General features: G+C 72.7%; 13 protein-coding genes. 10 read left to right on the forward strand and 3 right to left on the reverse strand.

Going from position 1 to position 14,094, the window contains the following annotated elements:
- The first annotated feature begins 53 nt into the window (after positions 1-53).
- The gene (locus HDA41_RS20365; RefSeq protein WP_184985900.1) at positions 54-965 is read left to right on the forward strand and encodes a hypothetical protein; all 912 of its coding nucleotides are present in this window, start codon (positions 54-56) and stop codon (positions 963-965) included.
- Between the two features lie 65 nt (positions 966-1,030).
- The gene (locus HDA41_RS20370) at positions 1,031-1,360 is read left to right on the forward strand and encodes a rhodanese-like domain-containing protein (RefSeq protein WP_184993581.1); all 330 of its coding nucleotides are present in this window, start codon (positions 1,031-1,033) and stop codon (positions 1,358-1,360) included.
- Between the two features lie 74 nt (positions 1,361-1,434).
- On the opposite strand, the gene HDA41_RS20375 is transcribed toward HDA41_RS20370, so the two are convergent.
- Positions 1,435-2,568, reverse strand: coding sequence for an acyl-CoA dehydrogenase family protein (locus HDA41_RS20375; protein WP_184985902.1), 1,134 nt, complete (start codon positions 2,566-2,568; stop codon positions 1,435-1,437).
- Positions 2,569-2,942: 374 nt separating this feature from the next.
- Between HDA41_RS20375 and HDA41_RS20380 the strand changes: the two genes are divergently transcribed.
- From HDA41_RS20380 to HDA41_RS20390, 3 genes are read left to right on the forward strand one after another with little or no spacing between them, the layout of a single operon-like run.
- A complete protein-coding gene (locus HDA41_RS20380; RefSeq protein ID WP_184993583.1) occupies positions 2,943-3,752 on the forward strand; it encodes a DUF5819 family protein in 810 nt (269 codons plus the stop codon).
- Positions 3,749-4,960, forward strand: coding sequence for an HTTM domain-containing protein (locus HDA41_RS20385; protein ID WP_184985904.1), 1,212 nt, complete (start codon positions 3,749-3,751; stop codon positions 4,958-4,960). The genes HDA41_RS20380 and HDA41_RS20385 overlap by 4 nt, the downstream gene beginning before the upstream one ends.
- Complete coding sequence (locus HDA41_RS20390) at positions 4,957-5,772, forward strand: TrmH family RNA methyltransferase (RefSeq protein ID WP_230299481.1); 816 nt, start codon at positions 4,957-4,959, stop codon at positions 5,770-5,772. The genes HDA41_RS20385 and HDA41_RS20390 overlap by 4 nt, the downstream gene beginning before the upstream one ends.
- Here the strand turns inward: HDA41_RS20390 and paaN are convergent.
- A complete protein-coding gene (paaN, locus tag HDA41_RS20395) occupies positions 5,769-7,499 on the reverse strand; it encodes a phenylacetic acid degradation protein PaaN (RefSeq protein ID WP_184985906.1) in 1,731 nt (576 codons plus the stop codon). The genes HDA41_RS20390 and paaN overlap by 4 nt on opposite strands.
- 160 nt (positions 7,500-7,659) lie before the next feature.
- Between paaN and HDA41_RS20400 the strand changes: the two genes are divergently transcribed.
- Positions 7,660-9,177: a 3-hydroxyacyl-CoA dehydrogenase gene (locus HDA41_RS20400; protein ID WP_184985908.1), complete on the forward strand. Its 1,518-nt coding sequence runs from the start codon at positions 7,660-7,662 to the stop codon at positions 9,175-9,177.
- On the forward strand, positions 9,174-9,764 hold the full coding sequence (locus HDA41_RS20405) for a TetR/AcrR family transcriptional regulator (protein ID WP_184985909.1): 591 nt from the start codon (positions 9,174-9,176) through the stop codon (positions 9,762-9,764). Before HDA41_RS20400 ends, HDA41_RS20405 begins: the two co-directional genes overlap by 4 nt.
- A 1-nt stretch (position 9,765) precedes the next feature.
- On the opposite strand, the gene HDA41_RS20410 is transcribed toward HDA41_RS20405, so the two are convergent.
- Positions 9,766-10,251 carry an Lrp/AsnC family transcriptional regulator gene (locus HDA41_RS20410; protein WP_184993585.1) on the reverse strand — a complete coding sequence of 162 codons (486 nt, stop codon included), beginning with the start codon at positions 10,249-10,251 and terminating at the stop codon, positions 9,766-9,768.
- A gap of 191 nt (positions 10,252-10,442) precedes the next feature.
- Between HDA41_RS20410 and pdhA the strand changes: the two genes are divergently transcribed.
- The 3 genes from pdhA to HDA41_RS20425 are packed head-to-tail and all read left to right on the forward strand — an operon-like array spanning position 10,443 to position 13,962.
- Entirely contained in the window at positions 10,443-11,594 is a 1,152-nt protein-coding gene (pdhA, locus tag HDA41_RS20415) for a pyruvate dehydrogenase (acetyl-transferring) E1 component subunit alpha (protein ID WP_184985912.1), read from the forward strand.
- Entirely contained in the window at positions 11,591-12,595 is a 1,005-nt protein-coding gene (locus HDA41_RS20420) for an alpha-ketoacid dehydrogenase subunit beta (RefSeq protein WP_184985914.1), read from the forward strand. Before pdhA ends, HDA41_RS20420 begins: the two co-directional genes overlap by 4 nt.
- Positions 12,595-13,962 carry a dihydrolipoamide acetyltransferase family protein gene (locus tag HDA41_RS20425; protein WP_184985915.1) on the forward strand — a complete coding sequence of 456 codons (1,368 nt, stop codon included), beginning with the start codon at positions 12,595-12,597 and terminating at the stop codon, positions 13,960-13,962. The genes HDA41_RS20420 and HDA41_RS20425 overlap by 1 nt, the downstream gene beginning before the upstream one ends.
- Positions 13,963-14,094: the final 132 nt, after the last annotated feature.

Consider the following 14,094-nt stretch of genomic DNA (forward strand, 5'->3'; position numbering starts at 1 on the left):
CATGTGGTCGCGCGGAGCGCGGGAGCGGTCGCGCCGTGGCCTACGCTGGTCGGGTGACGACCCCGGAAGCTGAGCAGGGTGGTGGCGGCGCCGGTGAGGAACGGGTGACGCCCGAAGGTGACGCGACGCGTGCCGAGGGCGGTGAGGAGCGCCCCGAGGGCGGCGCGGCGCCTGCCGAAGGTGACGCGGCGCGGCCCGAGGCGCGGCTGGAGCGGGCCGTGCGGGCCGCCGAGCAGGCGCTGATCGAGTACGAGATCGCGGTGGAGACCTTCCGCGTCGAGATCGAGAACTTCTCCCGGCTGCACGAACAGAAGCTCGGCCCGCTGTACGGCAGGCTGGAGGAGCTGGACGCCCGGATCCTCGAGGCCAGGGCCGCCCGCAGCGGCGATGCCGAGGACCGGCGCCGGGCGGAGGAGGCCCGGGCCCGGCTCGCGCCGATCCCCGGTGTCGAGGAGCTGCTGCACGGCTGGATGGACGACAGCGGCCTGTTCCCGGAGGCCGTGGCGATGCTCACGGACCAGGCGGTCCGGCCACCGCAGCGGGTCCGCCCCAGCGAGGAGGCCCGCAAGCTCTACCGCGAGCTGGCCCGCAAGGCCCACCCGGACCTGGCGCAGGAGGAGAAGGAACGCGAGCGGCGCGAGGAGTTCATCACCCGGGTGAACGCCGCCTACGCCCGGGGCGACGTGGCGGAGCTGCGCGAGCTCGCCGAGGAGTGGGCCAAGGGGCCCGAGCTGAAGCGGGACCCGAGCCCTGCCGAGGAGCTCTACGCCCGGCTCGAATGGCTCGCCCAGCGCAAGGAGCTGCTCGCCCTGCTCGCCAAGGAGCTGGAGGAGAGCGCCATAGGCCACATGCTCCAGCTGGCCCCGGACGACCCGGACGGTCTCCTGGACGAGATCGGGCAGCAGCTGCTCACCCAGGTCGCCGAGCGGGAGCGGGAGCTGGCCGCGCTGCTCGCGGAGGGCTGAGCCGCGTTCCGGCCGGGCCAGGCGCCGGTTCGGGTAGCGTCGGACACATGAGTTTCGGAGCTGGTGTGCCCACGGTCGAGGTCGCGGACCTCAAGGACGGCGACTTCCTGCTGGACGTCCGGGAGGACGACGAGTGGAAGGCCGGTCACGCCGAAGGGGCGCTGCACATCCCCATCAGCGAGTTCGTCGCCCGGTACGGCGAGCTGACCCAGGCCGCCCCGCAGGACGGCCGGATCCATGTGATCTGCCGCTCCGGCGGGCGTTCCGCCCAGGTCACGATGTACCTGGCCCAGCAGGGCATCGACGCCGTGAACGTCGACGGCGGCATGCAGGTGTGGGAGGCGGCGGGCCGTCCCGTCGTGACGGACGACGGGAAGCCCGGGTTCGTCCTGTAGCGGCTGTAGCGGCTGTAGCGGCTGTAGCGGCTGTAGCGGCTGTAGCGCCCTGTGGCGTCCGCCCGCCGGTGGGTTCAGGCCGGCGGGTGGGCCGCCAGCAGGTCGCCCAGGGCCTCCTCGTGCGCAGCCGCCGGGCCGAGCGACAGCTCCAGGTGCTTGGCCCAGGCGTGGTACCGGTGCAGGGGGTAGTCGACGTCGGCGCCGAACCCGCCGTGCAGATGCTGCGCGGTCTGCACGACCCGGCGTACGCCCTCCGCCGCCCAGATCTTGGCGACGGCGACGTCACCGGCGGCGGGCAGCGCTCCCTGGGCCCCCGAGTCGATCCGCCACGCGGCCTGCCACAGCGTGGCCTCCATCGCGCGCAGGTCGATGTAGCGGTCGGCGGCCTGCACGGCGACGGCCTGGAAGGTCGCGATCGGGAAGCCGAACTGCTCCCGCTTGCTCGCGTACTCCCCGGTCATCCGCAGTACGCGTTCCCCGAGCCCGAGCGCCAGCGCACACGTCCCGGTGGCCAGCAGGTCCCGCAGCCACTCCCACGCCCCGTCGGCGTCGATCACGTCCCGGGCGGCCAGCCGCGCCGACTCCAGCCGCAGCTCGCCGAGCCGCTCGCCGCTCGTGGAGAACTGCTCGGCCAGGACGAGCCCCTCATGCCCCCGCGGGACCAGGGCCAGCACGGTCCGCCCGGTCCCCGTGTGCGCGGGGACGAGCGTGACGTCCGCGTCGTACGCCCAGGGCACCGCCGTCTGCACTCCGTCCAGCACCCACGCCTCGCCGTCCTGCCGTGCGGTCACGGCCAGCTCGGCCGGGTCGTGGCCGGTGCGGCCGTGCGCGGCGACGGTGAGCACGAGCTCGCCCCGGCCCGCCCGGGCCAGCAGGGCGGACTTCGTCTCCTCGCCGCCGTAGGCCTGGACGGCGGCGGCTGCCGCGCTGCTCTCCAGCAGCGGCACCCTGGCCAGCACCCGCGCCGACTCCCGCAGCACCAGGCACAGCGCGATCGCGTCCAGGCCGGCCCCGCCGTACCGCGCGTCCAGCAGCAGGCTCAGCAGGTCGGCGTCGGCGAGCTTGGCCCACAGGGCGCGGTCGCAGGAGTCGGCGACGGCGCCCGGGGTGACGGCCGGACTGGGCACGGCGTCGGGGGCGACCCCGGCGAAGACGCCCTTCGCCGCCTCGGCCGCGGCCTGCTGCTCCTCGGTGAAGGTGAAGTCCACGGTGCCTGTCCTTCCGGCCGGTCCCGTTGAGCTGACCTGAGCTGACGTGAGCTGACGGGCCGCAAGATAGAACAGGTTCTAGAAGAAGGGAATGGGTGCGCGGGCGGGCGCCGTAGGGTGTCACTCCTGTGGGCGACCTGCCCGGTCGGCCTGCGGTCAGTTTCCGGTCGGCCTTCAGCCGGCTTCGGGTTCGGTTCCGATCGGCTTCCGCGATGTGGTGACGGCCACGGCCGGAACCGGCGGAAGAGGCTGTGCCCGGGTGGGCGGCCTGAGTACCGTGCCCGTGCCGAGGCCGCGCAGCGGTGCGCGGGCGGTACGACGCCCTCGCGGCCGGGCGGACGGAACGACGGACCGGGATCGTGGAACGGGGCGGAATGGACGCGTACGACGGAGGGGCGAACGCCCGGCACGGGCCGGACCGGCCGGCCGAGCCGGGTGTGCCGGCCGTATCGGGCTGGTCTGTCGTGTCCAGCGGGTCTGCCATATCCGTCGGGCCTGCCGAGCCGGACCCGCCCGCCGCACCCCGCGCCGGCATCGCCGCGCTCTCCCTCCGCTACCAGATCGGTGTCGCGCTGGCGCTCGCGGTCGTCGCCGTCGGGGTGTGTGTGCACCTCGGGATGACGTTCCTGCACGTCGCGCCGCCGAACACCGTCACCAGGGAGCATGGCAAGGCCGTGGACGACTGGATCTATCCGGAGTTCGAGCAGAACTGGAAGCTCTTCGCGCCGAACCCGCTCCAGCAGAACATCTCGATCCAGGTCCGCGCCGAGGTCCGGGACGGGGAGGGCGGGACGCTGACCACCGGCTGGTACGACCTGTCCGCCGAGGACGGCCGGGCCATCGACGGCAACCTGCTGCCCAGCCACACCCAGCAGAACGAGCTGCGCCGCGCCTGGGACTTCTTCCTCGCGACGCACGACGGTGAGAATCGCCCGGTGGGCCTGCGTGGCTCGCTCTCCGAGTCGTACCTGCGCCGGATCGTGGTGCTGCGCCTCGACCGCGACGACGCCGTGCGGGCCACCACCGGGGGCGGTGGTGCCATCGAACGCGTCCAGGTCCGCTCCCGCACCAGCAACGTGCCCCCGCCGGAGTGGAGCCGCGAGAAGGTCTCCACGACGCCGGCCTACCGGGAGCTGCCGTGGTGGCCGGTGCCGGCGGACGAGGCCGGGGGTGGCGTGCGGTGAACCACTTCTCCCTGGCCGTCTCGCGCGGTATCGCACGGGTCACCGAGGCCGCCCTCGGCCCGTACCAGACCGCCGTGATCCGCATCGGCTTCGGCGCGACCTGGCTGCTCTTCCTGCTGCGCGAGTTGCCCCACCGCCACGAGCTCTACGGCCCCGACGGGCCCTGGAGCTGGGGTCTCGCCGAGCAACTGATCGGGACCAACAAGGCCTTCACCACTCTCCTGTGGTCGGACGGCCGGATCTGGTTCGAGACCGTCTACCTGCTCGCGATCCTCGCCAGTGCCCTGCTGATGCTGGGCTGGCGCACCCGCACCATGTCGGTGCTGTTCATGGTCGGGGTGCTGTCGCTCCAGAACCGCAGCGTCTTCATGGGCGACGGCGGCGACAACGTGCTGCACCTGATGTCGATCTATCTGGTGTTCACGCGCTGCGCCCAGGTGTGGTCGCTGGACGCCCGGCGGGCCGCGCGCGCCCGGGCGGCACACACGCGGGGCGAACGGGTCACGGACCGGACCGGCCCGGCCCTGTGGGGTGTGCTCGGGTTCGTGCTGGCGGGGGCGACGCTGGCCGGCCGGCTGGAGGGCGACTGGCTGATACCGGCGCTGCTGTGGACCGTGTGGCTGGCGCAGGCCCTGTGGTGGCTGGCCGGGCGCCGCGCGAAGCCCGGTGAGCCGCGGATCATGCTCGACGTCGTCGCCAACATCGTGCACAACGGCGCCCTGCTCGTGATCATGGCCGAGGCGTGCCTGATCTACGCGACGGCCGGCTGGTACAAGATCCAGGGCTCCCGCTGGCAGGACGGCACCGCCGTCTACTACCCGCTCCACCTGGAGTACTTCTCACCCTGGCCCATGCTCGCCGACCTGCTGTCCGCCAGCGGCACGATGGTGATGCTCGTGACCTACGGGACGGTCCTCGTGCAGGTCGCCTTCCCGTTCACGCTGTTCAACCGGCGGGTGAAGAACGTCCTGCTGGCCGTCATGATCACCGAGCACGCCGTGATCGCCGTCGTCCTCGGGCTGCCGTTCTTCTCGCTGGCGATGATCGCCGCGGACGCCGTGTTCCTGCCGACGACCTTCTTGCTCCGCATGGGCCGCTGGGCGGCACGCGCGCGTGACCGGCTGCTGCGGCGCGGCGGGCCCGCGCGGGCTTCTGAGCAGTACGCCCCCGAGCGCCCCGAGGCCACGCACGTAGGCTTCGGGACATGACCGACCCCGTGACCGTCTGGCGCCGGCTCGCCGGCAGCACCGTCCTGCTCGACGGCTTCCACGCCCTCAAGCACGCCGTGCGGTTCGGCGCCGAGGTACCGGTCGCGGTCACCGCCGACCGAGCGGCCACGCTCGCCCTCGCCGACGAGCTGGCCCCGGACGTACGGGACGCGCTGGCCGGGCTGCTGACGGAGGTGCCGCACGAGACCTACGCGTCGTTCGTCCCGCGTCCGCACCCCACCGCCGTGGCCGCCCTGGCCGTACGGCCCTCCCGCGCGTCCAACCTCGAGAAGCTGGCGCACACGCCCCGAACGGCCCCCGTCGTGGTCCTCGACAACCCGCGCAACCTGGGCAACGCGGGGGCGGTGATCCGCCTAGCGGCCGGCTTCGGGGCGACGGGCGTGGTCACCACCGGGACGGTCGACCCCTGGCACCCCACGGTCGTCCGCGGCGGGGCCGGGCTGCACTTCGCGACGGCGGTGGAGCGGCTGGAGGTGTCCGACCTGCCGTCCGGCCCGCTGTTCGCGCTGGACCCGGAGGGCGACGACATCCGGGGCACCAAGCTCCCGGACGACGCCGTCCTCGCCTTCGGCTCGGAACGCACGGGCCTGTCGCCCGAACTGCGCGCCCGGGCCGACCACCTGCTGTCCCTGCCGATGCGCCCTCAGGTCTCCAGCTACAACCTGGCGACCAGTGTGGCCATGACCCTGTACCACTGGAGCTGCGGTGTGGCTCTCAGGGGCGCGGGGAACTGCGCGACCAACCACAACGCACCGGCAGCCGCGCAACCACCACACTTCCCGAGCTCCTAGGCCTCCCGCCGTACCTCGACGACCCGGAACCGGTTGGCCACGAACGCCCCGTCACACAGCGCCGCACTCGCCGCCGGATTACCGCCCGACCCGTGGAAGTCGGAGAACGCGGCCGTCTGGTTCACGTACACCCCACCCGTGAGATTCAGCGACAGCTGCGCCGCCTCCTCCAGGCACACCTCCCGCACGTCCTGCTCGACCTCCGGGTCGGTCGTGTACGCCCCGACGGTCATCGCGCCCTTCTCACGGACGGTCCGCCGCAACAGCTGAGCCGCGTCCGCCGCCGAGTCGACCGCCACGGCGAAGGAGACCGGCCCGAAGCACTCGCTCATGTACGCGGCCTCGGCATCCGGCTTGGCCCCGTCCAGCTTCACGATCACCGGCGTACGGACGACCGCGCCCGGGAAGTCCGGGTTGCTGATCTCCCGGGAGGCCAGGGCGACCTCGCCCAGCCCCGCCGCGCCCTCCAGCCGGGCCTTCACGTCCGGGTTGACGATCGCGCCCAGCAGCGCGTTGGCCCGGGCGTCGTCGCCCAGCAGCCCGTCCACCGACTTGGCGAGATCCGCGACCACCTCGTCGTACGTCTTCGGGCCCTGGTCCGTGGAGATGCCCTCGCGCGGGACGAGCAGGTTCTGCGGGGTGGTGCACATCTGGCCGCTGTAGAGGGACAGCGAGAACGCCAGGTTGGAGAGCATGCCCTTGTAGTCGGACGTGGAGTGGACGACGACCGTGTTGACGCCGGCCTTCTCCGTGTAGACCTGCGCCTGGCGGGCGTTGGCCTCCAGCCAGTCGCCGAACTCGGTCGAGCCCGTGTAGTCGATGATCCGGATCTCGGGGCGCAGCGCGAGCGTCTTGGCGATGCCTTCGCCGATGGGGGTCCCCCCTGCTCGAGCGGAGTCGAGAGCTTGGGGGCGCTCGGCGGCCAGCGCCACCAGGTTCGGGTCGAAGCCGGCCTCGGCGAGCACCTCGCGCGCGACCTGCACGGTGAGGGCGAGGGGCAGCACCGCGCGCGGGTGGGGCTTGACCAGGACCGCGTTGCCGGTGGCGAGGGAGGCGAACAGGCCCGGGTAGCCGTTCCACGTGGGGAAGGTGTTGCAGCCGATCACCAGGCCGATGCCGCGCGGGACCGGCGTGAACTGCTTAGTCATGGCCAGCGGGTCGCGCTTACCCTGCGGCTTGGTCCACTCGGCGTTGTCGGGTGTGCGCACCTGCTCCGCGTACGCGTACGCCACCGCCTCCAGGCCGCGGTCCTGCGCGTGCGGTCCGCCCGCCTGGAACGCCATCATGAACGCCTGGCCGGAGGTGTGCATGACCGCGTGCGCGAACTCGTGCGTCCGGTCGCTGATGCGCTTGAGGATCTCCAGGCAGACCACCGCGCGCTGCTCCGCGCCCGCGTCCCGCCAGGCCCGCTGCCCGGCCTTCATGGCGGGCAGCAGCACGTCGAGGTCCGCGTGCGGGTACGTCACGCCCAGGTCGATGCCGTACGGGGACGTCTCGCCGCCCACCCAGTCGTCCGTGCCCGGCTGGCCGAGGTCGAGGCGGGAGCCGAGCAGGGCGTCGAAGGCGGCCTTGCCCGCGGCGGCGTCCAGGCTGCCGTTCTCCCCGTAGGCCTTGGGGTGCTCGGGGTGCGGGGACCAGTACGCGCGCGTGCGGATCGCTTCCAGCGCCTGGTCGAGGGTGGACCGGTGCCGGGCGATCAGCTCGTGCGCCGAGAGTGCGGCGGTCATGGGTGACCAACTCCTCGTCTCAAGAACTCTTCGTCGAGTTCATGACCTGGGCAGAAACCTGGGCAGGAACACTCGGACAGAGCTAGAGTAACCGAACGATCGGTCGGTTCAAGGGGGTCCGCCGCATCTGTGGAAAACCCCGTGCGGGAGGATCGCGCACATGACAGCACTCGACCTCAGCAGCCCCGTGGCCGTCGTCGGCACCGGCACCATGGGCCAGGGAATCGCCCAGGTCGCGCTGGTCGCGGGCCATCCCGTACGGCTGTACGACACCCTTCCCGGTCGGGCGCGGGACGCCGCCGACGCGATCGGGGCCCGCCTGGACCGGCTCGTCGAGAAGGACCAGCTCACCGGCGCCGACCGGGACGCCGCCCGCGCCCGGCTGCTGCCCGCCGAGAACCTCTCCGAGCTGGCGGACTGCGCCCTGGTCGTCGAGGCGGTCCTGGAGCGGCTGGACGTCAAACAGGACCTGTTCCGCGAGCTGGAGGGCATCGTCGACGACGACTGCCTGCTCGCCACCAACACCTCGTCCCTGTCCGTCACCGCCATCGGCGGCGCCCTGCGCGTCCCCGGCCGCTTCGTCGGCCTGCACTTCTTCAACCCCGCCCCGCTGCTGCCGCTGGTCGAGGTCGTCTCCGGCTTCGCCACGGACGTCACGTACGCCACGCGCGCGTACGAGACCGCCCGCGCCTGGGGCAAGACGCCGGTCGCCTGCGCGGACACCCCCGGCTTCATCGTCAACCGCATCGCCCGGCCCTTCTACGCCGAGGCCTTCGCCGTCCACGAGGCGCAGGGCGCCGACCCGGCCACCATCGACGCCGTGCTGCGCGAGTCGGGCGGCTTCAGGATGGGCGCCTTCGAGCTGACCGACCTGATCGGCCAGGACGTCAACGAGTCCGTCACGCGGTCGGTCTGGGAGTCCTTCTTCCAGGACGTGCGCTTCACGCCGTCCCTCGCCCAGCGGCGCCTGGTCGAGTCCGGCCGGCTGGGCCGCAAGACCGGCCAGGGCTGGTACGACCACCGGGACGGCGCCGAGCGTCCGGAACCCGACACGGCGGAGCAGCGGCAGCCGCCCGCGTACGTCGTCGCCGAGGGGGACCTGGCCCAGGCCGGGGACCTGCTCGCGCTGATCCGCGAGGCGGGCATCCAGGTCCGCGACGAGGACGAGGACAACGGCACCCGCCTCGTGCTGCCCAGCGGCGGCCAGCTCGCCCTCGCCGACGGGCAGACCTCCGTGGAGTTCCGGGACGTCGTCTACTTCGACCTCGCCCTGGACTACCGCAAGGCCACCCGGATCGCCCTGTCCGCATCCCAGGACACCTCCCCGCAGACCCTGGCCGAGGCCATCGGCCTGTTCCAGGCGCTCGGCAAGAAGGTCACCGTCATCGGCGACGTCCCCGGCATGATCGTCGCCCGGACGGTCGCGCGGATCATCGACCTGGCGCACGACGCCGTCGCCAAGGGCGTGGCCACCGAGGAGGACGTCGACACCGCGATGCGCCTCGGCGTCAACTACCCCCTGGGGCCCTTCGAGTGGAGCCGCCGGCTCGGCCGCTCCTGGGCCTACGCGCTCCTGGACGACCTCCACCTGCGCGACCCCTCGGGGCGTTACGCGCCGTCCCTCGCGCTGTACCGTCACGCCCACGCCTCCGACAAGCGGGAGGGCACAGCCTCATGACCACCGCCAAACGCGACACCTACACGCCGGACACCCTGCTGTCCGTCGCCGTCCGGGTGTTCAACGAGCGCGGCTACGACGGCACCTCCATGGAGCACCTCTCCAAGGCGGCGGGCATCTCCAAGTCGTCGATCTACCACCACGTCACCGGCAAGGAGGAGCTGCTGCGCCGGGCCGTGAGCCGGGCCCTGGACGGCCTCTTCGGAATCCTCGACGAGGAGCACGCGCGCGTGGGGCGCGCCGCCGAGCGTCTGGAGTACGTCGTCCGGCGCATGGTCGAGGTGCTCATAGCCGAACTGCCTTATGTGACCCTCCTGCTGCGCGTGCGCGGCAACACGGACACCGAGCGGTGGGCCCTGGAGCGCCGCCGCGACTTCGACCACCGGGTCGCCGACCTGCTCAAGGCCGCGGCGGCGGACGGGGACGTGCGCGGTGACATAGAGGTCCGGCTGGTGACCCGGCTGGTCTTCGGGATGATCAACTCGATTGTCGAGTGGTACAAGCCGGGCGGGCGGGGCATGAACGAGCGCGAGGTGGCCGACGCGGTGGTGCAGCTGGCGTTCGGGGGCCTGCGCAAAGCCGGATGACTCAGCCCTGCGGCTCCAGGTCCTCCTCCTCGAAGACCAGCAGCGTGCGCGTGCTGAGCACCTGCTCAATCGCCTGGAGCCGGGTCAGCACCAGCTCGCGCAGCGCCCGGTTGTCGGACACATGCACCAGCAGCAGCACGTCGAAATCGCCGCCCACCAGGGCGATGTGCGAGGCGCCGGGCAGCTGTCTGAGCTCCTCGCGCACCGTGCGCCAGGAGTTCTGCACGATCTTCAGGGTGATGTATGCGGACGTCCCCTGACCTGCCCGCTCGTGGTCGACCCGGGCGCCGAAACCGCGGATGACGCCGTCCTCGACGAGCCGGTTGATGCGGGCGTAGGCGTTGGCGCGCGAGACGTGCACCCGCTCGGCGACCGACCGTATCGAGGCGCGGCCGTCCGCCTGGAGCATGCGCAGGATGTCCTGGTCGATGGCGTCCAGCGGACGCGGCGGCGGCAGCAGGACGCTGTCGTCCTGGCTCTCGGCCATTTGTTCAGATGCCACCTGCGCCCGCCTCCCTGCCATGGACGTACTGCGTCCATCTCAGGCTGTGGAGAACCGTTTGTCCACAGCCTGAGGCCACCCGTAGCCAAAATGTGCCGGCGACCGAACAATCGGTAGGTGAGGCGCATCACAGCCGACGCGCCTGCACGAAGCCGCTCCCACGAGGAGGTGCCGTCATGACGGTCATGGAGCAGCGGGGCGCGTACCGGCCGACCCCGCCGCCCGCCTGGCAGCCCCGCACGGACCCCGCGCCGCTGCTGCCCGACGCCGAGCCGTACCGCGTCCTCGGCACCGAGGCGGCCGCGAAGGCCGACCCGGAACTGCTGCGGACGCTCTACGCCCAGCTGGTCCGCGGTCGCCGTTACAACGCGCAGGCCACCGCGCTCACCAAGCAGGGCCGCCTCGCCGTCTACCCCTCCACCACCGGCCAGGAGGCCTGCGAGATCGCCGCCGCGCTCGTGCTGGAGGAGCGGGACTGGCTCTTCCCCAGCTACCGCGACACGCTCGCCGTCGTGGCGCGCGGGGTGGACCCCGTCGAGGCGCTCACGCTGCTGCGCGGCGACTGGCACACCGGCTACGACCCGTACGAACACCGGGTCGCCCCCCTGTGCACCCCGCTCGCCACCCAGCTGCCGCACGCCGTGGGCCTCGCGCACGCCGCCCGCCTCAAGGGCGACGACGTGGTCGCGCTGGCCATGGTCGGCGACGGCGGCACCAGCGAGGGCGACTTCCACGAGGCGCTGAACTTCGCCGCCGTCTGGCAGGCCCCCGTCGTCTTCCTGGTGCAGAACAACGGCTTCGCGATCTCCGTCCCGCTCGCCAAGCAGACCGCGGCCCCGTCGCTGGCCCACAAGGCCGTCGGCTACGGCATGCCCGGCCGCCTGGTCGACGGCAACGACGCCGCCGCCGTGCACGAGGTGCTGAGCGACGCCGTGCGCCACGCGCGCGCGGGCGGCGGCCCCACCCTCGTCGAGGCGATCACCTACCGCGTCGACGCCCACACCAACGCCGACGACGCGACCCGCTACCGCGGCGACGCCGAGGTCGAGACCTGGCGCGAGCACGACCCGATCCAGCTGCTGGAGCGGGAGCTGACCGCGCGCGGCCTGCTCGACGAGGCCGGGAAGCAGGCCGCCCGGGACGCCGCCGAGGCGATGGCCGCCGACCTGCGCGCGCACATGAACCAGGACCCGGTGCTCGACCCCATGGACCTGTTCGCCCACGTCTACGCCGAGCCCACCTCCCACCTGCGCGAGCAGCGGGACCAGCTGCGGGCCGAGCTGGAGGCCGCGGCCGAGACCGCACCGGAAGGGGGCACGCACCGATGACCACCGTCGCCGTCAAGCCGGCCACCATGGCGCAGGCCCTCACGCGCGCGCTGCGCGACGCCATGGCCGCCGACCCCGCCGTGCACGTCATGGGCGAGGACGTCGGCACCCTCGGCGGCGTCTTCCGCGTCACCGACGGACTCGCCAAGGAGTTCGGCGAGGACCGCTGCACGGACACCCCGCTCGCGGAGGCGGGCATCCTGGGCACGGCGGTGGGCATGGCCATGTACGGCCTGCGTCCGGTCGTGGAGATGCAGTTCGACGCGTTCGCCTATCCGGCGTTCGAACAGCTCATCTCGCACGTGTCCCGCATGCGCAACCGCACCCGCGGCAAGATGCCGCTCCCGATCACCATCCGCGTCCCCTACGGCGGCGGCATCGGCGGCGTCGAGCACCACAGCGACTCCTCCGAGGCGTACTACATGGCGACTCCGGGGCTCCATGTCGTCACGCCGGCCACCGTCGCCGACGCCTACGGGCTGCTGCGCGCCGCGATCGCCTCCGACGACCCGGTCGTCTTCCTGGAGCCGAAGCGGCTGTACTGGTCGAAGGACTCCTGGAACCCCGAGGAGCCGGCGCCCGTCGAGCCGATCGGCCGCGCGGTGGTGCGGCGCTCGGGCCGGAGCGCCACGCTCCTCACCTACGGGCCGTCCGTACCCGTCTGCATGGAGGCGGCCGAGGCGGCCCGGGCCGAGGGCTGGGACCTCGAAGTCGTCGATCTGCGCTCCCTGGTGCCGTTCGACGACGAGACGGTGTGCGCCTCGGTGCGGCGGACGGGACGCGCGGTCGTGGTCCACGAGTCGGGCTCCTTCGGCGGCCCGGGCGGGGAGATCGCGGCCCGGGTCACGGAGCGCTGCTTCCACTATCTGGAGGCGCCGGTGCTGCGTGTGGCCGGGTTCGACGTCCCGTATCCGCCGCCGATGCTGGAGCGCCACCACCTGCCCGGTGTGGACCGGATCCTGGATGCCGTGGGGCGTCTTCAGTGGGAGGCCGAGAGCTGATGGCACAGGTGCTCGAGTTCAAGCTGCCCGACCTGGGCGAGGGGCTCACCGAGGCGGAGATCGTGCGCTGGCTGGTCGAGGTCGGTGAGGTGGTCGCCGTCGACCAGCCGGTCGTCGAGGTCGAGACGGCCAAGGCCATGGTCGAGGTGCCCTGCCCCTACGGCGGTGTGGTCACGGCCCGCTTCGGTGAGGAGGGCACGGAACTGCCCGTCGGGGCGCCGTTGATCACGGTGGCGGTGGGGGAGCGGCCGGCTGCCGGTGCCGGGGATGCCGGGGCCGCCAGTGCCGAGGGTTCTGGCAACGTCCTGGTCGGGTACGGCACGTCCGAGGCGCCCGCGCGGCGACGCAGGGTGCGGCAGGACAGGCCGGGGCCGGTGTCCGGTGCCTCCGCGGCAGGCTCCCGGGCGGTGAACGGGCATGCCGGTGCCGAGACCGAGGACGGCCCCGTCCCCGTGATCTCGCCCCTGGTCCGCCGGCTGGCCCGGCAGAACGGCCTTGACCTGCGGGAGCTGACCGGGTCCGGCCCCGACGGGCTGATCCTGCGGGCGGATGTCGAGTACGCGCTGCGTGCCGCTGCCCGATCCGCTGCGGCGGCGCCGACGGCGGAGCCTCACACACCCGTGCCGCAGCCGACGAGTACGGCCACCGCACCGCAGCCCACCACGACAGCGGCCCACGGCGAGATCCGCACCCCGCTCAAGGGCGTCCGTGGCGCCGTCGCCGACAAGCTGGCGCGCAGCCGCCGCGAGATCCCGGACGCGACGTGCTGGGTGGACGCCGACGCCACCGAGCTGATGCGGGCGCGCACGGCCATGAACGCGGCCGGCGGCCCGAAGATCTCCCTCCTGGCCCTGCTGGCCCGGATCTGCACGGCGGCCCTCGCCCGCTTCCCCGAGCTCAACTCCACCGTGGACACGGAGGCCAGGGAAGTCGTCCGGTTCGACCATGTGCACCTGGGCTTCGCCGCGCAGACCGACCGGGGGCTCGTCGTCCCGGTCGTCCGGGACGCGCACGCGCGCGACGCCGAGTCGCTGACCGCGGAGTTCGCCCGGCTGACCGAGGCGGGCCGGAACGGGACGCTGACGCCCGCGGAACTCACCGGCGGGACGTTCACGCTGAACAACTACGGAGTCTTCGGCGTCGACGGCTCCACACCGATCATCAACCACCCCGAGGCGGCCATGCTCGGCGTCGGCCGCATCGTCCCCAAGCCCTGGGTGCACGAGGGCGAGCTGGCGGTGCGGCAGGTCGTCCAGCTCTCGCTCACCTTCGACCACCGGGTCTGCGACGGCGGCACGGCGGGCGGCTTCCTGCGCTACGTGGCGGACTGCGTGGAACAACCGGCGGTGCTGCTGCGGACGCTGTGAGCCCGTCCCGCCCTGGAAGGACGGGGGCTGTGATTCCGTCCGTCCCCGAAAGGACCGGGGGCTGTGATTCGGCCGGGCCCCCGGGACGGCGGACGCTGTGATTCCTGTTCGCCCCGCGAGCCGGCGCCCATG

The organism is Streptomyces caelestis, from assembly GCF_014205255.1.
In the GTDB taxonomy this organism is placed as follows: Bacteria; Actinomycetota; Actinomycetes; order Streptomycetales; family Streptomycetaceae; genus Streptomyces; species Streptomyces caelestis.